We start from the raw sequence: 21315 nt of genomic DNA, 5'->3' as shown, positions 1-21315 counted from the left end.
GCCCGGCCGGCCGGCTGCGGGCGCCCCGGCCGCCCGCTGCGGGCGCCCCGGCCGCCCGCTGCGGGCGATGCCTTCGCCGGCGCCGTACGTGACGGCCGGCCGGCGCGGCGGCCGGAAGGGGCCCGGGTGCCTTGATCCGGTGGACGCCTTTTCACCCGACCCCGTGCCCGCGCCCGGCCCGGTGCTCTCACTCAGCCTGGTGCTCTCACTCAGCCTGGTGCCCGCGCCCGGTGGATGCCCTCAGCGGATGCCCTCACCCGGCCCAGTGCCCTCACTCAGCCCGGTGCCCGCGCCCGGCGGGTGCCGTCACCCGGCGGGCGGGAGCGCGTGCCGTCGCGGCGCGGCCGTACGCCCGACCGCCGCGGCCAGCTTGCGCAGGCGCCGCCACTCGACGCGGGGCGGCCGGGGCGGGACGCCCGGGCGGTGCCGCGGCACGCGGACCCGCAGGGCACGCGGCTCGATGCGGCAGTGCACGGGCCCCGTCAGGACGACGGCCTCCCCGTCGATGCCGACCTCCATGCCGGGCTCGTCGCCCTCGACGACCGCCTCCCGGGCGCTCAGCACCGTCAGGCCGTCGGCATCCGGGTCCAGCAGGAGGGCCGCGGCCTCCGCCGCGCTGTCGACCCGCAGGGCGAGGACGCCCAGGACACCGCCGTTCAGCCGCTCGCGGCGGCCCAGGCCCAGCGGGTCGTCCGTGCGGTACGGGTTGTTGCTGACCAGCACCGCCTGCGGGTCCTGCACGACCGTGCCGCCCGCCCGCACGGTCAGCCGCGGCCCGCGGCGCCGGGTGAGCAGGTCCGGCAGGAGCTCCAGCGCGGTCCCCACCTTGTCGTCGCGGTAGGCGGGGCTCTGCACCACGGCCCCGTAGGCGCCGAAGGAGACGTTGTTCACGAAGGGCCGCCCGCCGGCGAAGCCCAGGTCCACCCTCAGCTCCACACCGTCGACGAGCGCGTCCAGGCAGGCGGCGGGGTCGTCGCGGTCGAGGCCCAGATCCATGGCGAAGTGGTTCCTGGTCCCCGCGGACACCACCAGCAGCGGCAGGCCGTGCTCGGCGGCGACCGCGGCGACCAGTGCCTGCGTGCCGTCGCCGCCGGCCACCCCGAGCAGGTCGGCGCCCTCCGCCACCGCCTGCTCGGCGAGGGCCGTGACGTCCTGCTCCCTGTCCGGGTCCAGCAGGACCACGCGTGCGCCGAGGCGCTCGGCCCGCTCCTTCAGCTGGAACCGCGCGACCTTGCCCCCGCCGGAGCGCGGGTTCATCAGGAGGACCGGCCGGCGCGGCGGCGGTGTCCTGTGCTCCCTGACGCGGACGGGCCGCAGGCCGGTGGTGTGCAGGGCGTACCGCCCGGCCCATACCGACGCGGCCCACAGCGCCGGGGACACCAGGGCCACCCACAGCAGCCGGGCCGACGCCAGCATGACGACGACCGACACCGGTGCGGCCACCGCGAGCGCGCCGCCGCCACGCGGACCACACCGCGCCGCGACAGCGCCCACCAGACGGCGGCCGCCGTGACGGCCAGCCCGACGGCGGCCGCCGCCACCATGAGCACGCCGCCGGCGCCCCCGGACACCAGCGGCAGGAGCACGGCCATCCCGGCGGCGGCCAGCGACGCCCTCGCCGCCCACCGCTGCCCGAAATGAGCGCGCTCCGTCACGTCCAGGCCCATGATTCTCCCTCGTCAGGAGCATCTTAAGGACGGTTCCGCCGCCCCGAACCGCCGGGAAGGCAGTCACCGGGCGACCCGCGCACCGGGCGCGCGCGCCCCTCCGGCCGCGGCACCGCGGGGAGCGCACACCCCAGTGATTCGCTCATGTGTTCGTATGCGGGTCTACGCTGGGAGCCATGAGCGGACCGCAGCGGGACATCCCCGCCCTCCAGGGCTCCCTGTTCGATCAGGGCGACGACATCCGGCTCGGCCCCCTGGACGGCCTCCGGCGGACCGAGCTGGGCGACGGCGCCTGGGTCGACCACCTGCCCGGCTGGCTCCGGGGCGCCGACGCGCTGTTCGAGGATCTGGCGGCCCGGGTGCCGTGGCGCGCCGAGGAGCGCCCGATGTACGACCAGGTGGTCGCCGTGCCGCGCCTCCTCGCCTCCTACCGCGAGGGCGACCGGCTCCCGCACCCGGTGCTCGCCGAGGCGCGCCAGGCCCTCGGCGACCACTACGCGGCAGCCCTCGGCGAGCCCTTCGTCAGCGCCGGCCTGTGCCTCTACCGCGACGGCCGCGACAGCGTGGCCTGGCACGGCGACCGCACCGGCCGCTCGTCCGCGCAGGACACGGTGGTCGCCATTCTGTCCCTGGGGGACCAGCGGGACCTGGCCTTCCGGCCGCGCGGCGGCGGGCCCGTCGCCCTGCGGCTGCCCCTCGGCCACGGCGACCTTGCCGTGATGGGCGGATCCTGCCAGCGGACCTGGGACCACGCGGTCCCCAAGACGGCCCGCGCGGTCGGTCCCCGTATCAGCGTCCAGTTCCGGCCCCGCGGCGTGGCCTGAGCCCGCAGCGCCCCGGCCGGGCCTCCGCGGCGACCTGGCCGAGGGCCCGCGTTCCGACCCCCGCGCACGGGGCAGGGCCGCCCCGTGCACGGGGGCGCTCCCGCCGGGCCGTGACGCCGGCCGCCCGTCCTGCGCCCTGCCGCCGCGCGGGTGGCCGACGCGAGCGGCGGTCCGCTGCTCGAGGGCCGGCCGCGTGGGGCCGCCGCTCCGGCGTGTCCGCGGTACCGCTCTCCCGCCGGACGCCCACCCTGCGGACGGCCTCCGCCTCCTGGCCCAGACGGTCGGCGACCTCCGCTCTCCCCTCGGCGTGCGGCCCCGCACGGTCAGTGAAGGGGCCCCGTGCCCGCAGTGGCAGGAAGGCGCCGCCCCGGGCCTGTCGTGAGGGTCCGGGGCGGCGGGTGCCCTGGCTGTCGCGCCGGGCACCGGCCGTGCGCTACTCCGGTGCCGTGCGCGGTGCGGCGCGGCCCAGCCGGGTGCGTACGGCCGTGCCGGCGCAGGCGACCACGGCGAGGCCGCCGAGCACGGTCGGCCAGGTGAGCCGCTCGCCCAGCAGCAGGGCGGCCCAGCAGAGCGTCATCACGGGCTGCACCAGCTGGATCTGGCTGACCTGGGCCATGGGACCGATCGCCAGTCCGCGGTACCAGGCGAAGAAGCCGAGGTACATGCTCACCACCCCGAGGTACGCGAACGCGGCCCACTCCACCGGGCCTGCGGTCGGCGGCTGCTGCGCCACCGACACGGCCAGCAGCACGGCCATGAGCGGCGCGGACAGCACGAGGGCCCAGGAGATCGTCTGCCAGGCGCCCAGCTCGCGGGCGAGGAGACCGCCCTCCGCGTAGCCGACCGCGGCGGCGGCGACGGCGCCGAACAGCAGCAGGTCGGACCAGTGGACGCCGCCGAGGCCCCCGCCCTGCAGCGAGGCGAACCCCACCGCGGTGAGCGCGCCGACCGCCGCCATGACCCAGAACCGGACCGGCGGCCGCTCGCGCCCGCGCAGCACGGCGGTCACCGCGGTGGCGGCCGGCAGCAGCGCTATCACGACCGCGCCGTGGCCGGCCGAGGCGGTGGTCAGCGCGTACGACGTGAGCATGGGGAAGCCGACGACCACACCGGCGGCGACGACCGCCAGGCGGCCCCACTGGCCGCCACGCGGCAGCCGCTGCCGGGTGAGCGCCAGCGCCGCGGCCGCGAGCAGCGCGGCGATCACCGCGCGGCCCGAGCCGACGAACAGCGGGGATATCGCCCCGTCGGCGACGGCGACGCGGGTGAACGGGACGGTGAAGGAGAAGCCCGCCACCCCCAGCAGGCCCCACCAGAGACCGGCCCGGGACGACGATAGCGGGAGCGGGCGAGCGAGAGTAGCGCTACTGTGTGCTGTCATGTATGACGATAGCAGCGGGCGGATCACCGCCGGCCTCAAGGAGTGGATCGCCACCGCCGCCCCGGGGGCTCGGCTGCCGTCCACGCGGGCCCTGGTGGCGCAGTACGGGGCGAGCCCCGTCACCGTGCAGAAGGCGCTGCGCGCCCTGGCGGCGCAGGGGATGGTGGAGACCCGGCCCGGTGTGGGCACCTTCGCCCGCACGGTGCGCGTGGCCCGCCCGAACGACTACGGGTGGCAGACCGCGGCCCTGGGTTCGCCGCAGCACCGCGTCCCGCAGCTGTCCGCCGCACTGCGGTCCGTCCCCAACGACGTGATCGCGCTGCACTCCGGCTACCCGGACCGCGAACTGCTGCCGGAGCGCCTGGTGCGTACGGCCTTCGCCCGCTCGTCCCGCAGCGCGGCCGCCGTGAGCCGGCCCCCCTCCGCGGGGCTGCCCGAGCTGCAGGCGTGGTTCGCGGCGGAGCTCGGCGCCGCGGCCCCGGTCGGCGTCACGCCGCCCGCGCCGAGCGACGTCGTGGTCTTCCCCGGCACGCAGAGCGGCCTCAGCACCGTCTTCCGCGCCCTCGTCGGGGCGGGCCGCCCCCTGCTCGTGGAGTCGCCGACGTACTGGGGCGCGATCCTCGCCGCCGCCCAGACCGGCGTGCGCCTCGTGCCCGTCCCCAGCGGGCCGCACGGCCCGGACCCGGCGGAGCTGGCGCGGGCCTTCGAGCAGACCGGTGCGCGCGCCTTCTACGCCCAGCCGAACTTCGCCAACCCCACCGGCGCCCAGTGGTCGCCCGACCTGGCCGGCCGGGTCCTCGACCTCGTCCGCCGGCACGGCGCCTTCCTGGTCGAGGACGACTGGGCGCACGACTTCGGCCTGGTCGCCGACCCGGTGCCGCTCGCCGCCCGCGACGACGCCGGGCACGTCGTCTACCTGCGCTCCCTGACCAAGAGCGTCTCCCCGGCCGTCCGCATCGGCGGGGTCGTCGCGCGCGGTCCGGCGCGGGCCCGCATCCTCGCCGACGCCCAGGCGGAGGCCATGTACGTCAGCGGCATCCTCCAGGCCGTCGCCGTCGACGTCGTCACCCAGCCCGCCTGGCGCACCCACCTGCGCGGCCTGCGCCGGCAGCTCGCGGCGCGGCGGGACCTGCTCGCCAGCGCGCTGGCGGAACACGCGCCGCCGCCCGGCTCGACGCCGTGCCGCAGGGCGGGCTGAACCTCTGGCTGCGGCTGCCGGACGCCACCGACCTGCCGCGCCTGGTCCGGGACTGCGAGGCGGCCGGGGTCGTCGTGGCCGCCGGCACCGAATGGTTTCCCGCCGAGCCGACCGGTCCCCACCTGCGGCTCAACTACGCCGGGCCCGGCCCCGGCGCCTTCCCGACGGGGCGCGCGTCATCGGAGAGGCGCTCGCGCGGCAGCTCGCGGAGGCGCGGCCGGCGTCCGCGTAGGCGTCAGGGCGCGCAAGCCTCAGGCCGCGCCGGGGCCGGCCTGGTCAGCGGCAGCCTGGTCAGGACCGGCCTGGCCACGGGCGGCAGGGTCAGGGGTGGCGCGGCCAGGGGTGGCCTGGTCGGGGGCGGCCGGGTCGGGGGCGAGGGAGCGCCAGATGCGGTCGGGCAGGACGCGCGCCGCCTCGTCGAGGTCCTGGTCGTCGATGCCCGACAGCCAGCGGCGGGCGGTCGCCACGACGGGGCCCATGACCAGCGACTCGACGAGGGGCCCTGGAAGGGGGTCGATCTCGCCGGCCGCCACGTGCGGTTCCAGCCAGGCGGCGATCGCCGCGAGGCTCGCGCTCTGCACCTCCCGGACCTGCCGTCCGTGGTGCATCATGTGGCGCGACGGGTCCGAGGCGTGCAGGAAGAGGGCGGCGTCCCGGTGCTCTCGGACGAAGCCCAGGTACGCCTCCACCACGGCCCGTACGCCGTCGCGGACGGAGGCGGACCGCGTCAGCGCCGAGACGAGCGTGTCCATCAGCCGCTCGTTCCAGCGGACGAACAGGGCGGCGGCGAGGCCGTCGAGACTCCCGAAGTGGTGGTAGAGGCTCCCGAGGCTCACGCCGCTGGCCTTCGTCACGGCGCTCACGGTCAGTCCCTGCTCGCCCGACGTGCCGTAGAGACGCAGGGCGGCGTCCATGAGGCGGTCGGCGGTGGCCTCGCCTCGCTGCTGCTTGGGGCTCATCGGGCTGGTCGTCCTCGTTCTCGCTGCCGTGCCGTGCCGTGCCGTTTCCAGTCTGGACTGGTGCGCGCACACCGCGGAGACTTTCTGTAGTAGTTTTCTAGAAAGACCTTCTAGTGGTGTGGCATCCGGCCTCCGACACCGTGCGCAGGGCCCAGGATATGCCGCGGACCGGGCGCCGACGGTGGACGGGGGAGACGGGGCAGCATGGTTGACCTGCGGGGCAGCGGCGCGGAGCCGCTGCGGGGGGAGGACCCGCGGCGTATCGGACCGATACCGCTCGTCGGGCGGCTCGGCTCGGGCGGCATGGGACGGGTGTACCTCGGCGTCCACCAGGGGAGGTACGCCGCGGTCAAGCAGGTGCTGCCCTTGCTGGCCGAGGACCACGGCTTCCTCCGGCACTTCGGACACGAACTGGACAACCTCTCCCGTCTGCCGGCGGAGGCGACGGCGCCCCTGCTCGCCGGCGGCCGCGACGACACCCCGCCGTGGCTCGCCACCGCCTACGTGCCGGGACTGACCCTGTACCAGGCGGTGGAGCAGCACGGCGGCGGCCTCCCCGCCGACTCCCTGTGGCTGCTGCTGCGGGGGGCGGCGGCAGCCCTCACCGCCGTCCACGCGCGGGACATGGTGCACCGCGACCTCAAGCCCTCCAACGTCATGGTGACCCTCGACGGGGTGACCCTGATCGACTTCGGCGTCGCGCGCGCCGCCGACCAGAGCCGGCTGACGAAGACCGGCATGGTGGTCGGCACCCCCGCCTACATGTCACCCGAACAGGCCACGGCGGGGCGCCTGACGGGCGCGACGGACGTCTTCGCCCTGGGCTCCCTGGTGGCGTTCGCGGCGTGCGGGCAGCCGCCGTTCGGTGACGGCTCCGGCCTCGACCTGCTGTACCGCATCGTCCACGACGCACCCGACCTCACCGCGCTGCGGGCGTGCGACCCCGACCTGGCCGACCTTGTCACGGCCTGCCTCGACAAGGACCCCGAAGGCCGCCCCTCCGCCGCCGAGCTGGTCGACGCGGCGGAGGGCCGCGGCCCGTCCGGGCCCCCGCTCTGGCCCGGCGTGCTCACCGAACGGCTCACCGAGCGCGCTGCGTTCGCGCGGGCCGTCCCCCCGGCCGAGGCCCTCGACGCACTCCACGCGGTGGCTCCGTCCCCTGCATCCGACGCACCCAAGGCGCCTGAACCGTCCGACGCCCCCAAGGTGCCTGAGCCGTCCGGCGCATCCAAGGCGTCTGAGCCATCCGACGCCCCCAAGGCGCCTGAACCGTCCGGCGCATCCGACCGGTCGGCCGCACCCGACGGCGTCCGGTCCGGGCCCGGGACCACGGCCGACCCGGAGGCGGGGACGGCCGAGCCGGCGAAGCCGCCCGCCCCCGAGCGCTCGGCTGACCCTAAGCGACCGCCCGCCACAGAGGCCCCGCTCACCACAGGGGCCGCCTCCGCCACGGAGACTGCGTCCGGCGCGGAGGCCCCGTCCACCACAGGGGCCGCCTCCGCCACGGAAAGCCGGCCGACCGACGAGCGCCCGGCCGCCGCCGAAGGGCCGACTCCCGCAGACGGCCCGCCCGACCCGGAGCGGCGGCCTGCGCCGGGCCGTTCCTCCGACGCGCAGGCCCCGCCGCCGCGCAGGCCCCGTCCCCTCCCGAGGGGGCGGTGCCGCGGAAGAGCCCGGCAGCGGCGGCGCCGAGCCGCCGCGGGCGCGGGCCGCGGGGAAGGACGACCGGGCCCCGGCGGAGCGGAGGCGCCGCACGTGGGTGCTGACGGCCGTCGTGCCGGTGGCCGCGGCGGTCGGCACGGCGGCCGTCCTGCACCTGCTGCCGTACGCCGGCCCCCGCAGGGTGCTCATGCCGCGCCTACCCTCCCGCCCGCGGTGTCCGCCGCGCCCACCGGCTCCGCGCAGGAACCGAGCCCGGCCGGTGCGCCGCCCTCCTCGTCGCCGAGCGGGCAGGACGCGGGCGCCACGCCCGCCTCGGGCGGCCAGGAGGCGGGCGGGCAGCGCGGCGGCGGGTCGGAAGGGCAGACCGGCGGTCACGGCCAGGGCCCGGGCGCCGTGCCCGGCGAGGGCTCCGGTGCCGTACCGGGCTCCGCTGCCGGCGGGGGGTCGGGCGCGGGCCCCACGGGCTCCGGAACGGGCTCCGGTTCCGGCTCCGCCACGGGGTCGGGTTCCCCGTCCGGTGGGGGCTCCGCATCCACCTCGGGCGGCGGGTCAGGCTCCGGATCGTCGACCACGTCCGGTTCCGGTTCGTCGTCCGGTTCCGGATCGTCGACCACCTCCGGATCGGGATCCGGTTCCTCGTCCGGTTCGGGCTCCGCCTCCGGCGGCACGTCGGGCGGAGGAGGCACCTCCACGTCCCCGTCCGGCGCCCACCGCTACCGCAACGGCGCCAACGGCACCTGCCTGATCCCCTTCTACGGCGCGGCCGGAGTCGGCGACTGCGCCGACTCCGCCGCCCAGTGGACCGTCAGCGCCACATCAGGCGGTGCCTTCCGGCTCGTCAACAAGCAGGGCGGCGGGTGCCTGAGCGCCAACCTGCTGGGCCAGGCCACCTTCGTCCAGGGCTGCGACAGCCAGCCGGCCCGCCAGTGGCGCGCCGGCTCCGACGGCACGCTCAGAAGCGTGTCCAACGGCGGCTGCCTGGACTTGGGCACCGGCGGTGGAGTGGCCACCGTCAGGTGCGTGTCCGGCGAGGCGTCCCAGCGTTGGAGCCGCCAGTAGCCGACCGGCTCAGGGCCGACCCGCCCCACGGCCCGAGCCCCGCCCCGCGCCCCGAGCCGGCGAACCCCGAACCCCACGGGCCGAGCCCCGAGCCCCGCCCCGCGTCCCGAGCCGACGAACCCCGAACCCTCGCGGGGGCCGACACCGCCCCGGACGGCGGTGGCCGCAGTGCTGCACGCGCCGCGCCGGTGGTCCGGCGCACCGGGGGAGTGGGTGTTCAGGCGAACACCACGCAGGCCGCGGCGGGCACCTCCACGGCCCCGGCGCGGCGCAGCGCACCGCTCTCCGCGTCCACGTCGAACCACGTGACGTCGCCGGACCACTCGTTGGCGACGTACAGCCGCCGCTCCGACGGGTCCGTCACCAGGTCCCGGGGCCAACTGCCGCCGCAGTCGACGGCCGAGGCCCACCGCGGGGCCTGCGCCCCGGCGGCGAGGGAGTACGTCACGATGCGGTTGCTGCCGCGTACCGCGACCCACACGAAACGCCCGTCGGCCGAGGGGCGCACGACCGACGGATACGCGCGCGCCCCGTCCGGAGTGCCGTCCGTGTCCACCGCCACCTCGGCGAGCGCCGCCAGCCGCCCGGAATGCGGGTCCCAGCGGCAGACGGTCAGCAGCGGCTCCAGCTCGTGCAGCACGTACACGGTCGCGCTGTCCGGGTGGAAGGCGAGGTGCCGCGGGCCCGAGCCGTGCCGCAGCACCGTCTCGGCGTGGAGGCGCAGCGCGCCGGCCCCCGGCTCGGCGGTGCAGACCCGCACCGAGTCCGTGCCGAGGTCCACGCTCAGCACCCACCTGCCGCCCGGCGCGGGCACCACCTGGTGGGCGTGCGGGCCGGCCTGCCGGTCGGTGTCGGGGCCGGAGCCCTCGTGGGCAAGCACGGCGGGCGGCCCCGAGAAACCCCCGCCGGGCGCCAGCGGCAGGGCGCCGACGCTCCCGGACGTGTAGTGCGCGGTCAGCAGCAGCCCGTCAGCGACGCTGAGGTTGGTGGGTCCGGACCCTCCCGCGCCGGCCACCGGGCCGAGCGGCCTGAGCTGCCCGTCGGCGGCACGGAAGGCCGCGACACCGCCCGGGTCCGTGTCGCTCACGGCGTACAGCACCCCGCCGTCACCGCCGAGCGCGAGGCACGACGGGTTGACGACGCCGTCGACCGCCGACCGCGGGGTCAGCGCGCCGCTCTCCGGGTCCACCGCAGCGATCGTGATGCCGCGGCCCCCGCCGGTCGTGAACGACCCGATGTACGCCCGGTCTGCGCGGCCCTCGCGCCTGCCCGTACCGCTCCCCTGTGCCGTGCCGCCCACTGTGCCGCCCTCTCGGTCGTACCGTCACCCGTCCGGTTTCCATCCGACCCGCGGCTCACCGCGGCCACCACCGCAGCGGCGCCGATCGGGTCCCGCCTCTCGCGCCGCGGGGAGGGGGCCGGCCCCGGCACGGCACATACCGGCTTCGCGGGTGCGGCATCATCGGGGGATGTCCGAACGCATCATCGCCGCCTGTGACGGGGCGGCCAAGGGGAATCCGGGGCCCGCCGCCTGGGCCTGGGTCATCGCCGACGCCGAGGGGCGTCCGCAGCGCTGGGAGGCCGGCCCGCTGGGGCGGGCGACCAACAACGTGGGGGAGCTGACCGCGCTGCAGCGCCTGCTGGAGGCGGTGCCGCCGGGAGCCGCCCTCGAGGTGCGGATGGACTCGCAGTACGCCATGAAGGCCGTCACGCAGTGGCTGCCCACCTGGAAGCGCAACGGCTGGAAGACCGCCGCGGGCAAACCCGTCGCCAACCAGGAGCTCGTACGGAGCATCGACGCACTGCTGGCGGACCGGGACGTGGAGTTCCGCTACGTGCCGGCCCACCGCGAGGGCGGCGACCATCTGAACGCCATCGCCGACCAGGCCGCCAGCGACGCCGCGGCCGGCCAGCAGGCCGCGGGCACCGCGCTCGGCACCGCCGACCTGCCGGTGCCCGCACCGGAGCGCAGCACGCCCGCCCGGCAGAAGACCGCGGGCCGGACGCGGGCCCGGGGCGGCGCGGCCGGCGCCGGGGCGGCGAGGACCGTCAAGGCGAAGTTCCGCGGCACCTGCCCGTGCGGGCGGTCGTACGCGGCCGGCGAACCGATCGCCAAGGTCGGAGCCCGCTGGGGCCACCCCGACTGCCGCGCGGGGCTCCCCGCCTGACGCCGAGACAGCTCTCCGCCCCGGGACCCGCCCGGCGCGGGGACGGCGCGCCGCGCCCATGCGCCCGGCAGCCACCGTCCAGGGCTCGCGCCCACCGGCCTCTCCCCGCGCCCCGGGCCTCCCCGCGCCCACCGGCCCCCGCGCCCCGGGCCTCTCCGCGCCCACCGGCCCCCGCGCCCAGGGCCTCCCCGCGGCCCACCGGCCCCGCGCCCCGGGCTGCCCCCGCGCCCACCGGGCCTCCCTCGCGCCCGCAGGGCCGTACCGCCCACCAGGCCGAACCGCCCGGCGCCCGCCCACCGGGCGGCCCACGCCACCGGCCGTCCGGGCCGCGCTCGTCCTGCCGCCGCCGCCGCCCGGCGCCCGGTGCCTTCCCCGCCGCGCCCCGCACCCACCGGGCCGCCCCGTTATGTTTTCTGCGGCTCCGCAACGGGGCCGCTGGCCTCCGGGCCCGGCATGACTGTTGCCCCCTGTCGAAGGCATGACCTGGGGGGTGGTGTCACCGGGTCCGGGGGTGTTCGTCGGAGACGCTGATCAGAGGTCCGGCCACCGTCCGGTCCGGCGCAATGCCGGACAGTTCGCGGGCGGCAGGTCTGCATAACGTGGATGCGCGAGCACGACACCCGAGCCGAGGCCGGCACCGCCAACACCCCCTGGGAAGGGGCACGATGTTCGAGATCGAAGACGTGGGCGTGTTCCTGGGCCTGGACGTCGGCAAGAGTGCCCACCACGGTCATGGGCTCACCCCGGGCGGGAAGAAGGTCTTCGACAAACCGCTGCCCAACAGCGAGCCCAGGCTGCGGGCCGTCTTCGACAAGCTGCGCGACAAGTTCGGCACCGTCCTGGTGATCGTGGACCAGCCCGCCTCCATCGGCGCCCTGCCGCTGACCGTCGCCCGCGACGCCGGCTGCCAGGTCGCCTACCTGCCCGGACTCGCGATGCGCCGGATCGCCGACCTCTACCCGGGCGAGGCCAAGACCGACGCCAAAGACGCCGCCGTCATCGCGGACGCCGCACGGACTATGCCGCACACCCTGCGCTCGCTGGAACTGACCGACGAGATCACTGCCGAGCTCACCGTGCTCGTCGGCTTCGACCAGGACCTCGCCGCCGAGGCCACCCGCACCTCCAACCGGATACGCGGTCTGCTCACCCAGTTCCACCCCTCGCTGGAGCGCGTCCTGGGCCCGCGCCTGGACCACCAGGCCGTGACCTGGTTGCTGGAGCGCTACGGATCCCCGGCCGCCCTGCGCAAGGCAGGCCGCCGCAGACTCGTGGAGCTGATCCGCCCGAAGGCCCCGCGCATGGCCACCCGGCTGATCGACGACGTCTTCGACGCGCTCGACGAACAGACCGTCGTGGTCCCGGGCACCGGCACCCTCGACATCGTGATCCCCTCCCTGGCCGCCTCGCTCACCGCTGTTCACACCCAGCGCCGGGCGATGGAAGCCCAGATCAACGCTCTGCTGGAGGCTCACCCTCTTTCCCCGGTCCTGACGTCGATGCCCGGCGTCGGCGTCAGGACCGCCGCCGTCCTGCTGGTTACCGTCGGCGACGGCACCAGCTTCCCCACCGCAGCCCACCTCGCCTCCTACGCCGGCCTCGCACCCACCACGAAGCAGTCCGGGACCTCGATCCACGGCGAACACGCACCCCGAGGCGGAAACCGGCAGCTCAAACGGGCGATGTTCCTCTCGGCCTTCGCCTGCATGAACGCCGACCCGGCCTCCCGCACCTACTACGACAAGCAACGAGCCCGCGGCAAAACCCACACCCAGGCACTCCTCCGCCTCGCCCGCCAACGCATCAGCGTCCTGTTCGCCATGCTCCGCGACGGCACCTTCTACGAACCCCGGACACCGACGGACGTCGAACTCGCCGCATAGCTTCAGCAAGCCCGAACCACCCGAAACCCGACAGAGGTGCCTTGACGAAAGACATAGAGGCACCCCCCCACAGCCCATCCAGCCCACCGGGCCGACCCGCCGCAGGCCCTCCAGCCCACCGGGCCGACCCGCCGCAGGCCCTCCAGCCCACCGGGCCGCCCGCCCGCAGGCCCTCCGGCCCACCGGGCCGTACCGCCCTCCCACTCGTCCCGCCCACCGGCCGTTACCGCTCCCGGTCGCGCAGGCGAGACCTGGCGCCCGTGGCGGGAGGGCGTGTTCAGGCCGGGGCCACCCACGTGCCGCGCTCGGCGGACTCCAGCATCGCGTCGAGCGCCTCCGCGCTGCGGACCGCGTCCTCCAGGGTCGCGCCGTGCGGGGCGCCCTCGGCGACGGAGCGCAGGAAGCGGTACGCCTCGATGACCTTGAGGTCGTCGTAGCCCATCGCCGAGGCCGCGCCGGGCTGGAACGCGCCGTACTCGCCGTGCCCGGGGCCGACGTGCAGGGTGCTGATGGGCTGGTCCTGGTAGTCGCGGCCCCGGCTCACCCGCAGTTCGCCCATGCGCCGGAAGTCCCAGGACACCGCGCCGCGCGTGCCGTGCACCGTGAAGCCGTACGCGTTCTGCTCGCCCACCGACACCCGGCAGGCCTCCAGGACGCCGCGGGCACCGGAGGCGAACCGCAGCAGGCACGACACGTAGTCCTCGTTCTCCACCGGGCCGGGCGCGCCGCCCGCCGCCCGCGCGTGGCCCGCGGTGGCCCCGGCGGGCCGCGCCCGCTGCGGCAGGAACACCGCCGTGTCCGCCGCCAGTGCGGCGATCTCGCCGAGCAGGAACCGGGCCAGGTCCACGCCGTGCGACGCCAGGTCGCCCAGCACGCCGCTGCCGCCGCGCTCCCGCTCGTACCGCCAGGTCAGGGCGGCCTCCGGGTGGGCCGCGTAGTCGCTGAACAGCCGCACGCGGGCGTGCGTCACCGTACCGAGCTCACCGGAGGCGATCAGCTCGCGCGCCGTCTCGACGGCGGGCGCGCAGCGGTAGTTGAAGCCGACGGCGGCCTGCACCCCGGCCGCGGCGACCGCCGCGGCGACCGCGCGGGCGTCCCCGGCGGTGAGGCCGACCGGCTTCTCGATCCAGAGGTGCTTGCCCGCCTCCGCCAGGGCGACACCGATCTCCCGGTGCAGGAAGTTCGGCGCGGCGACACTGACCGCCCGCACCCTCGGGTCGGCGGCGACCTCCCGCCAGTCGCGGACGGCGGTCGCGAAGCCGTACCGCCCCGCCGCCTCCTGCGCGCGCCCCGGCACCTCGTCCGCCACGGCCACCAGCCGCGGCCGCACGGGCAGCTGCGGGAAGTGGTGCGGCAGGCGGCTGTACGCCTGGGTGTGCACGCGCCCCATCCAGCCGAACCCGACGACAGCGACACCCAGCGCATGCGGCATGACAGCCTCCCTTGGACCGGTCCACATCAGTGCGGGACACAGTGAGGGCGGTGCTGCGCCCTGTCAAGGCTCTATAAAGCAGCCCTCTGAGTCTTTTTGCGGCCGCTTGACGCGGTGTCGGCGTGTGTGGAACGGTCCAGGCATGGGCAGAGCACCGACCATCCGCGATGTCGCCGCCCGCGCCGGCGTCTCCAAGTCCCTGGTCTCGCTGGTGCTGCGCGGCTCCGACCAGGTGCGCCCCGAGAAGCGCAGAGCGGTGGAAGCCGCCGTCCGCGAGCTCGGCTACCGCCCGAACGCCGCAGCCCGCAGCCTCAGCGAGCGCCGCACCCGCACCGTGGGGGTCCTCCTCAACGACCTGCGCAACCCGTGGTTCGTCGACCTGCTCGACGGCCTCAACTCCCGCCTCCACGACAGCGGCATGCACATGCTGCTCGCCGACGGCCACCTGAACCGGCGGCTCGACGAGGACCTCACCGGCACCTTCACCGAACTGCGCGTCGACGGACTCGTCGCCGTCGGCACCCTGCCGGACCCCGGGGCGCTGCGCACCGCGGCGGGGCGGATCCCCACGGTCGTCGCCGGCACCCGCGAGCCGGAGCTGCCGGGCGTGGACGTGGTCGCCGGCGACGACGAGCACGGCGCCCGCCTCGCCACCGAGCACCTCATCGGCCTCGGGCACCGGCACATCGCGCACCTCGCGGGGCAGGGCGCCGTCGGGACGCTGCGCCGCCGCGCCTTCGAGACCGCCATGCGCGCGCACGGACTCGCCGCGACGGCGGTCGTCGAGCAGGCCGACCTCACCGAGGAAGGCGGCTACCGCGCCATGGTGCGGCTGCTGGGCGCCGCGCGCGCGCCGCGGCCCACGGCCGTCTTCGCGGTCAACGACATCGCCTGCGTGGGAGCGCGGTCCGCCGCGGAGGAACTGGGGCTCAGCGTCCCCCGGGACCTCTCCCTCGTCGGGTACGACAACACGTCCCTGTCCCGCCTGCGCCACCTGTGGCTCACCACCGTCGACAACGGCAGCCGCGCTGTCGGGCGGCACGCCGCCCAGTGCCTGCTCGACCGCCTCGCCGAACCGGACCTGCCCGCGAGGCTGCACCTCACCACCCCCGCCCTGGAGATCCGCGGCACCACCGCGCCGCCGAGCGGCGGCCCGGGGCGTCCCTGAGCCCCCCGCCGCCCGGCGCCGTCACCGGCCGCCGTCGTCCCGCCCGGTCCAGCGGGGCTCGACGCGGGCCCACTCCGCGTCCCACCGGGCGTAGCGTCGGCGGTCCAGGGCGCGGTGCACGCCGGCCCGGGTGCCGCCGCCCGCCAGGCCCGCGCCGCCGGCCGCCGCGAGGGCGGCGGCCACCGTGGTGGAGACGGCCGCGGACGGGCTGAGGGGCGCGGTCGTGACCTCGCCGCTGCCGCGGTCGAGCCACACCGTCGTCACGTCCCCGGCCCGCGCGCCCGGCTCCACGGCGGCCGCGGCGTCCCGTGCGGAGGCGCCTTCCCGCCACTCCACCCGCGCCGTCGCCGCGCCCGCCGCGCCGCTCCGGCCGGCCGGTACGGCGTCCTGCAGCAGCCGGGCGGCCACCGGACGCCGGGTGGCCTCCTGAGAGGCCATCGCGTCCTGCGTCCTGTCGTACGTCACGGAACCCGCCAGCCAGGCGGTGAACGGCAGGCCCACGAGCAGCAGCACGAGCAGCGCCCGGTCGACCCGCCACTGGAGCCGGTCCACCGGCCGTACGAGGGGCTCCGCGCGCCGTCCGCGGGCCCGTGCCGGCGGTGCGCCGGCCGGTCGTGCCCGCGGCCCCGCCGGTGCCCGGGTCCCGGGCCTGCCGGGAAGCGGTTCCTCATGGCGCACCTCCGACTTCGCAGGTCCGGCTCCGCGCTGCCTCCATGGTGCTCCGGTGCGCGGCCCGGCCGCAGCGGGCCGAACGTCCCCGGCCGCGGGCCGCCCGCCGGGGCGCTGCCGACGCGCCGGGGCCGTTCGGGCCTGCCGGTAGCGGCCCGGGTGGTGGACCATGGGCTGGAGGAACGTGCGGCAGGAAGGTGAGCGCCATGACGTGGGCTTCGTGGACGACGACGGGAGTGTTCGCCGCAGCGGGCGGGGTGCCCACCGACGAGGTGGGACGGGTCCACGGCGACCTCAGCCTGCACACGACGTGGACCGACGGCCAGGCCATCGTCACCGTGCAGTACAGCGGCTCCTCCGACTGGTACACCATCACCGGGAGCCCGGTGCCCTGCGCGTCGGAGCGGGAGAGCCGCGACCTGCACCAGGAGGTCGTGGAGGCCGTGCGCTCCGGCGACGTCACGGCCGTTCTGCGGCGCGGCAACCGGGGACACCACATGGCCAGGTGATCCAGAGCCGCGCGCCGACCGCCGTCGGCCCGCCGCGCCGACCGCGGCTTCCCCGCCGCGCCGACCGCGGCTCTCCCGCCGCGCCGGAGGCACCCGGGGCCGGCCCCGTGCCGGACGGCAGCCGGGGCCCGACCCGGCCGAGTCGGACGGCAGCCGGGGCCCGCCCCGCGGGACGGAAGCCGGGGCCCGACCCGGCCGAGCCGGACGGCACCGGAAGCGGCCGGGCCCAGGACGCCGCCGCGAGCGGGCCGGGGCGGCGGGCCGCCCGCCGCCCCGCTCCGCGGTGCGCCCGCAGGCCCGCGCGCGGGCTCAGCCGGGCCCCGACCACGTCGACGCGACGACGGGCCACCCCGCCGCGGTCCTGAGGGGGCCTCTCACATCCCGTTGATGCAGACGTTCCCCTCGGGCGCGGTCTGCGTGCCGGAGGGGGCCGCCGAGGGGTGCGTCCAGTGGTTGCCGCAGTGGTTGACCGGCCGGCTCTCCTCGCGCTGGACGACGTTGCCCTGACCGAACGGCCCCCACGGCGTGTCGGCGGCGGCGGCGCTTCCCGCGCCGGCCGTGAGGGCCGCGAGCGCCAGGGCCGGGGCGGTGAGCCAGGTGCGAACCCGCATGAGTGCTGTCCCTTCGGAGGGTGGTCGTGTCCCGCACACTCTGGGGATCCGGCCCCCGCCCGCCCCGCGATTGCTCCGTCCGGCGGCGTGTCCGCAACCGGGGTCAGCGGTAGAGGGCCGGGCGGGGCGCGAGCTCCACCTCGACCCGGCGGCCCGCGGCCTGCGCGCGCACCCCGGCCTCGCAGACCGCCGCGGCGGCGTAGCCGTCCCAGCAGCTCGGCCCGGTGACCTCACCGCGCCGGGTGGCGTCCACCCACGTTTGGACCTGCCGGTCGTACGCCGCCTCGAACCGCTCCACGAAGCCCGGCGCGATCGCACCGCCCCACCGCCCGGCGGTGTCGACGCTCATGCCGCGGGCGTCGCCGACGCGGGCCGTGCCGTTCTCGCACACGGCCTCGGCCCGCACCTGGTAGCCGAAGCGGCAGTTGACGTAGATCTCGACGTCGGCGAGCGCGCCGCCGTCGGTCTCGAAGACGACGAACTGCGGGTCGTCGAGCCCGTCCGGGGCGTTGGCCGACGGCCTGGGGCGCAGCACCGTCACCGCCGTGATCTCCTGGCCGAGGAGCCAGCGGGTGACGTCCGTCTCGTGGACGACCGAGTCGTTGATCAGCATCTCGCTGGTGAACCAGGGCGGGCTGCCGGCGTTGCGGTGCCGGTGGTGCAGCATCAGCGGCCGGCCCAGGGCGCCGCCGTCCAGCAGCGCCTTCAGTTCGAGGTACTCGCTGTCGTAGCGGCGCATGAACCCGACCTGCACCAGGCGCCGGCCCGTCCGCTGCTCGGCCTCCATGACGCGCAGCGCGGACGCCGCGTCCGGGGTGAGCGGCTTCTCGCACAGCACCGGCAGGCCGCGGGCGAACGCGGCCAGCAGCGCCGCCTCGTGGGCGGGGCCGGGGAGGCGACGACGACCGCGTCCACACCGGGCGCGGCCAGGGCGGCGGCCGGGTCGGTGCAGGGGATGCAGCCGTCGACGCCGGCGGCGACCGCCTTGGCCCGCTCGGCGTCGACGTCCGCGACGGCGGCCACCCGCGCCCCGCTGACGACCTGGTCGAGGCGCCGGACGTGGTCGGCGCCCATCCGGCCCGCGCCGATGACGGCGACACCGAGCGTTCCGCGCACTGCGCGCTGGGTCATGGTGGAGGGTTCCCTTTCCGTGGGGTGGGGCCGGTCAGGCGCCGCAGGAGCGCAGGAACCTGCGGGTCCGTACGGCGATGGGCAGCGGCTTCTCGGGCGGGCAGGGGTACATGTCCTGCTCCACGATGGCGAACAGGTCGACGCCGAGGCGCTGGGCCGCCGCCAGTACCGGCTCCAGCGCGGGCACGCCGGCGGGCGGTTCGCACATCACCCCGCGCTGCACGGCCGGGCCGAACGGCACCCCCTGCGCGACGACGCCGGCGAGGACCGCGGGGTCGACCTGCTTGAGGTGCAGGTAGCCGATGCGCTCGCCGTACGTCTCGATCAGCTTCACGCTGTCGCCGCCGCAGTAGGCGTAGTGGCCGGTGTCCAGGCACAGGTTGACCAGCTCGCGGTCGGTGGAGTCGAGGAACCGCTCCACGTGCTCCTCGGTGTCGATGTGGGTGTCCGCGTGCGGGTGCACGACGATGTCCAGGCCGAACACCTCGCGCACCTCGTGGCCCAGCCGCTCCATGCCCTTGGTGAGGTGCGCCCACTGCTCACCCGTCAGCTCGGACGGCTCGATGATCTCGGCGGTCCTGTCGTCCCGCCAGAAGGACGGGATGACCACCAGGTGCGCCGCGCCCACCGCGCGGGCGAGGGAGGCGACCTGGCGGACGTGCTCCCACGTGGCGTCCCAGACCGCCGGCCCCCGGTGCAGGGAGGTGAAGACGGTGCCGGCGGACACCTTCAGGCCGCGCCGGGCGGTCTCGTCGGCGAGCTTCGCCGGGTCGGTCGGGAGGTAGCCGTAGGGCCCCAGCTCGATCCACTCGTAACCGGCCTCCGCGACCTCGTCCAGGAACCTCTCCCACGGCACCTGCCGCGGGTCGTCGGGGAACCAGACGCCCCAGGAGTCGGGCGCGGAGCCGACCCTGATCCGGTCCAGGGCCTGGGTGCTGGCGGTGCTGTCCATGCGGCGTGTCCTTTCGCCCGCGTACGGGCGGGGGAGGCGGGGCGGAGGGTGCGGGCGGTGCGCGGCGCGGCGCGGCTCAGGCCGCGGTGCCCGGGTCGGGGCCGCCGGGCGGCCCGGCGGTGTCCGCGCCCCGCACGTGGGCGAGTTCATGTCTGAGGGCGGCCAGTTCCGCGCCGCCCGCCATGTGGTCGGTGAGTTCCTCCAGGGTGACCTCGCTGCGGTCGGCGTCCAGGTCCATCGTGCCCAGCCGCAGGACGGTGAAGTGGTCGCCGACCAGATGGGCGTGGTGCGGGTTGTGGGTGATGAACACGACGCCCAGGCCCCGGTCGCGGGCCGCCGCCACGTACTTCAGCACCACCCCCGACTGCTTCACGCCGAGCGCCGCGGTCGGCTCGTCCAGGATGAGGACGCGCGCCCCGAAGTGGACGGCGCGGGCGATCGCCACGGACTGGCGCTGCCCGCCGGAGAGCGTGCCGATCGGCTGGTCCAGGTCGTCGAGCACGATGCCCATGGCCCGCAGCTCCTGGTCCGCCGTCCGCTTCATCCGGGTGATGTCGAGGCGGCGCAGCGGCCCTCGGCCGCGGGTCAGCTCCGAGCCGAGGAAGAAGTTCCGCCACACCGGCATCAGCGGCACCGTGGCGAGGTCCTGGTAGACGGTGGCGATCCCGCGGTCCAGGGCGTCCCTCGGGCTGCGCAGCCGTACCGGCTCGCCGTCGACGAGGAACACCCCCTCGGTGTGCTGGTGCAACCCTGCGATGATCTTGATGAGGGTGGACTTGCCCGCGCCGTTGTCGCCGAGGACGCAGGTCACCCGGCCCGACCGGACGGCGAGGTCGACGCCGTGGAGGGCGCGCACATTCCCGTACGCCTTGCCCGCGCCGCGCAGCTCCACCAGCGGGGTCCCCGGGGCCGGGCCCGCCGGAGCGCCGTGCGGCGTGTCGTTCGTTGCCATGGGGATCACCTCCGGGTCGCCGTGCGGCGGACCCACAGATTGACGAGGGCGGCGAGCAGCAGCATCACGCCGAGGAACGCCTTGAACCAGTCGGGGTTCCAGTCGGCGTAGACGATGCCCTGGGACACCATGCCGAAGATGAAGGCGCCGATCACCGGGCCGACGGCGGAGCCGTAGCCGCCGGTGAGCAGGCAGCCGCCGATGACCGCGGCGATGATGTAGAGGAACTCGTTGCCGACGCCCTCGCCGGACTGCACGGTGCGGAACGAGAACAGCAGGTGCATGCCGACGAACCAGGCGCCCGCGCCGACCCCCATGAAGAGGGCGACCTTCGTCCGGTCCACGGGGACGCCGACGGCGCGGGCGCTCTCCTTGCTGCCGCCGACGGCGAAGACCCAGTTCCCGAACCGGGTGCGCAGCAGCAGCCAGCTCGCGGCGGCGGCGAACAGCAGCCACCAGAAGACGGTGATCTTGACGTGCGTCCCGCCGACGGCGACCTCGGAGGCGAAGATCCGCCGGGCCTCGTCGAAGCCGTCCATGTCGGCGACGGAGTCGCTGGCGACGTTCCCGGTGAACAGCTTGGTGACGGCCAGGTTCGCGCCCTGGAGGACCAGGAAGGAGCCCAGGGTGATGAGGAAACTGGGCAGCCCGGTCCTGATCAGCAGCCAGCCGTTGAACGCGCCGACGGCGAGGGAGAACACCAGGGCGACGGCCACGCCCGTCCAGACGTTCAGCGTCAGCTGGAACGACAGGATCGCCGCCGTGAGCGCCGAGGACGTGACGGCGACACCGGCGGACAGGTCGAACTCGCCGCCGATCATCAGCAGGGCGACGGGGACGGCCATGATGCCCATGACGGACGCCTGGTACAGCACGGTGGCCAGGGAGCCCGCCTCGCGGAAGGCGGGGGCAACGGAGAAGAAGAACAGGTAGACGGCGACCGCGGCGATGAGCGCGCCGATCTCCGGGCGGGCCAGCAGCCTGCGGCCCGCGGAGCGCCGGGCTCGGCGGCCGCCTCCCGGGGCGGCCTCGCGGGCCGGGGCCGGCGGCGGGGAGGTCGTCGCCGGGGCCGCGGCCGGAGGCACGGCCG

General features: G+C 76.3%; 16 protein-coding genes and 2 pseudogenes. 7 read left to right on the top strand and 11 right to left on the bottom strand.

What is annotated here, in order from left to right:
- Positions 1 to 306: 306 nt before the first annotated feature.
- A pseudogene (locus tag L6E17_RS00540) lies at positions 307 to 1667 on the bottom strand (diacylglycerol kinase family protein).
- A gap of 176 nt (positions 1668 to 1843) precedes the next feature.
- Here L6E17_RS00540 and L6E17_RS00535 point away from each other — a divergent pair.
- Entirely contained in the window at positions 1844 to 2491 is a 648-nt protein-coding gene (locus tag L6E17_RS00535; RefSeq protein ID WP_236238833.1) for an alpha-ketoglutarate-dependent dioxygenase AlkB, read from the top strand.
- Positions 2492 to 2924: 433 nt separating this feature from the next.
- Here the strand turns inward: L6E17_RS00535 and L6E17_RS00530 are convergent, their stop codons facing one another.
- Positions 2925 to 3872: a DMT family transporter gene (locus L6E17_RS00530; protein WP_236238832.1), complete on the bottom strand. Its 948-nt coding sequence runs from the start codon at positions 3870 to 3872 to the stop codon at positions 2925 to 2927.
- On the opposite strand from L6E17_RS00530, the gene L6E17_RS00525 reads away from it, so the two are divergent.
- On the top strand, positions 3871 to 5070 hold the full coding sequence (locus tag L6E17_RS00525) for a PLP-dependent aminotransferase family protein (protein ID WP_236238831.1): 1200 nt from the start codon (positions 3871 to 3873) through the stop codon (positions 5068 to 5070). The genes L6E17_RS00530 and L6E17_RS00525 overlap by 2 nt on opposite strands.
- Before the next feature lie 251 nt (positions 5071 to 5321).
- Here L6E17_RS00525 and L6E17_RS00520 read toward each other — a convergent pair whose 3' ends face one another.
- A complete protein-coding gene (locus tag L6E17_RS00520; protein WP_308315803.1) occupies positions 5322 to 6029 on the bottom strand; it encodes a TetR/AcrR family transcriptional regulator in 708 nt (235 codons plus the stop codon).
- Positions 6030 to 6233: 204 nt separating this feature from the next.
- Between L6E17_RS00520 and L6E17_RS31285 the strand changes: the two genes are divergently transcribed.
- Positions 6234 to 8750, top strand: coding sequence for a protein kinase (locus tag L6E17_RS31285; protein WP_374108963.1), 2517 nt, complete (start codon positions 6234 to 6236; stop codon positions 8748 to 8750).
- 217 nt (positions 8751 to 8967) lie between these two features.
- On the opposite strand, the gene L6E17_RS00505 is transcribed toward L6E17_RS31285, so the two are convergent.
- Entirely contained in the window at positions 8968 to 10050 is a 1083-nt protein-coding gene (locus L6E17_RS00505; RefSeq protein ID WP_308315802.1) for a lactonase family protein, read from the bottom strand.
- 169 nt (positions 10051 to 10219) lie between these two features.
- Between L6E17_RS00505 and L6E17_RS00500 the strand changes: the two genes are divergently transcribed.
- Together L6E17_RS00500 and L6E17_RS00495 are read left to right on the top strand one after the other, a co-directional pair.
- Complete coding sequence (locus tag L6E17_RS00500; RefSeq protein WP_236238830.1) at positions 10220 to 10918, top strand: ribonuclease H; 699 nt, start codon at positions 10220 to 10222, stop codon at positions 10916 to 10918.
- A gap of 665 nt (positions 10919 to 11583) precedes the next feature.
- Positions 11584 to 12801 carry an IS110 family transposase gene (locus L6E17_RS00495; protein WP_236238829.1) on the top strand — a complete coding sequence of 406 codons (1218 nt, stop codon included), beginning with the start codon at positions 11584 to 11586 and terminating at the stop codon, positions 12799 to 12801.
- 277 nt (positions 12802 to 13078) lie between these two features.
- Here L6E17_RS00495 and L6E17_RS00490 read toward each other — a convergent pair whose 3' ends face one another.
- Complete coding sequence (locus L6E17_RS00490; RefSeq protein WP_236238828.1) at positions 13079 to 14233, bottom strand: Gfo/Idh/MocA family protein; 1155 nt, start codon at positions 14231 to 14233, stop codon at positions 13079 to 13081.
- 142 nt (positions 14234 to 14375) lie between these two features.
- Here L6E17_RS00490 and L6E17_RS00485 point away from each other — a divergent pair, with 142 nt between their 5' ends.
- Positions 14376 to 15401 (top strand): LacI family DNA-binding transcriptional regulator, encoded by a 1026-nt coding sequence (locus tag L6E17_RS00485; protein ID WP_236238827.1) that lies wholly within the window; start codon positions 14376 to 14378, stop codon positions 15399 to 15401.
- Between the two features lie 21 nt (positions 15402 to 15422).
- Here the strand turns inward: L6E17_RS00485 and L6E17_RS00480 are convergent, their stop codons facing one another.
- Positions 15423 to 15953: a hypothetical protein gene (locus L6E17_RS00480; protein ID WP_236238826.1), complete on the bottom strand. Its 531-nt coding sequence runs from the start codon at positions 15951 to 15953 to the stop codon at positions 15423 to 15425.
- A 323-nt stretch (positions 15954 to 16276) separates the two neighbouring features.
- On the opposite strand from L6E17_RS00480, the gene L6E17_RS00475 reads away from it, so the two are divergent.
- On the top strand, positions 16277 to 16579 hold the full coding sequence (locus L6E17_RS00475; RefSeq protein WP_071271776.1) for a hypothetical protein: 303 nt from the start codon (positions 16277 to 16279) through the stop codon (positions 16577 to 16579).
- Between the two features lie 374 nt (positions 16580 to 16953).
- On the opposite strand, the gene L6E17_RS00465 is transcribed toward L6E17_RS00475, so the two are convergent.
- The 5 genes and pseudogenes from L6E17_RS00465 to L6E17_RS00445 all read right to left on the bottom strand — a co-directional run bounded on the left by L6E17_RS00465 (position 16954) and on the right by L6E17_RS00445 (position 21310).
- Positions 16954 to 17190 (bottom strand): hypothetical protein, encoded by a 237-nt coding sequence (locus L6E17_RS00465; RefSeq protein WP_236238825.1) that lies wholly within the window; start codon positions 17188 to 17190, stop codon positions 16954 to 16956.
- Positions 17191 to 17293: 103 nt separating this feature from the next.
- Positions 17294 to 18321, bottom strand: a pseudogene (locus tag L6E17_RS00460) (Gfo/Idh/MocA family protein).
- Between the two features lie 34 nt (positions 18322 to 18355).
- Positions 18356 to 19273 carry a sugar phosphate isomerase/epimerase gene (locus tag L6E17_RS00455; protein ID WP_236238824.1) on the bottom strand — a complete coding sequence of 306 codons (918 nt, stop codon included), beginning with the start codon at positions 19271 to 19273 and terminating at the stop codon, positions 18356 to 18358.
- Positions 19274 to 19349: 76 nt separating this feature from the next.
- Positions 19350 to 20225: an ATP-binding cassette domain-containing protein gene (locus tag L6E17_RS00450; protein ID WP_236238823.1), complete on the bottom strand. Its 876-nt coding sequence runs from the start codon at positions 20223 to 20225 to the stop codon at positions 19350 to 19352.
- Positions 20226 to 20230: 5 nt separating this feature from the next.
- Complete coding sequence (locus L6E17_RS00445; protein ID WP_236239580.1) at positions 20231 to 21310, bottom strand: ABC transporter permease; 1080 nt, start codon at positions 21308 to 21310, stop codon at positions 20231 to 20233.
- Between the last annotated feature and the right edge of the window lie 5 nt (positions 21311 to 21315).

The organism is Streptomyces sp. CC228A, from assembly GCF_021390935.1.
Taxonomy (GTDB): Bacteria; Actinomycetota; Actinomycetes; order Streptomycetales; family Streptomycetaceae; genus Streptomyces.
The sequence above is the reverse complement of the archived record's forward strand: the minus strand, read 5'-3'. Positions and strand labels throughout refer to the sequence as shown.

Excerpts from the sequence above, each read along its gene's own strand:
- L6E17_RS00535 (WP_236238833.1), top strand. The coding sequence starts at position 1,844 with ATGAGCGGACCGCAGCGGGACATCCCCGCCCTCCAGGGCTCCCTGTTC.
- L6E17_RS00525 (WP_236238831.1), top strand. The coding sequence starts at position 3,871 with ATGTATGACGATAGCAGCGGGCGGATCACCGCCGGCCTCAAGGAGTGG.
- L6E17_RS00530 (WP_236238832.1), bottom strand. The coding sequence starts at position 3,872 with ATGACAGCACACAGTAGCGCTACTCTCGCTCGCCCGCTCCCGCTATCG.
- L6E17_RS00520 (WP_308315803.1), bottom strand. The coding sequence starts at position 6,029 with ATGAGCCCCAAGCAGCAGCGAGGCGAGGCCACCGCCGACCGCCTCATG.
- L6E17_RS31285 (WP_374108963.1), top strand. The coding sequence starts at position 6,234 with ATGGTTGACCTGCGGGGCAGCGGCGCGGAGCCGCTGCGGGGGGAGGAC.
- L6E17_RS00500 (WP_236238830.1), top strand. The coding sequence starts at position 10,220 with ATGTCCGAACGCATCATCGCCGCCTGTGACGGGGCGGCCAAGGGGAAT.
- L6E17_RS00495 (WP_236238829.1), top strand. The coding sequence starts at position 11,584 with ATGTTCGAGATCGAAGACGTGGGCGTGTTCCTGGGCCTGGACGTCGGC.
- L6E17_RS00490 (WP_236238828.1), bottom strand. The coding sequence starts at position 14,233 with ATGCCGCATGCGCTGGGTGTCGCTGTCGTCGGGTTCGGCTGGATGGGG.
- L6E17_RS00485 (WP_236238827.1), top strand. The coding sequence starts at position 14,376 with ATGGGCAGAGCACCGACCATCCGCGATGTCGCCGCCCGCGCCGGCGTC.
- L6E17_RS00475 (WP_071271776.1), top strand. The coding sequence starts at position 16,277 with ATGACGTGGGCTTCGTGGACGACGACGGGAGTGTTCGCCGCAGCGGGC.
- L6E17_RS00465 (WP_236238825.1), bottom strand. The coding sequence starts at position 17,190 with ATGCGGGTTCGCACCTGGCTCACCGCCCCGGCCCTGGCGCTCGCGGCC.
- L6E17_RS00455 (WP_236238824.1), bottom strand. The coding sequence starts at position 19,273 with ATGGACAGCACCGCCAGCACCCAGGCCCTGGACCGGATCAGGGTCGGC.
- L6E17_RS00450 (WP_236238823.1), bottom strand. The coding sequence starts at position 20,225 with ATGGCAACGAACGACACGCCGCACGGCGCTCCGGCGGGCCCGGCCCCG.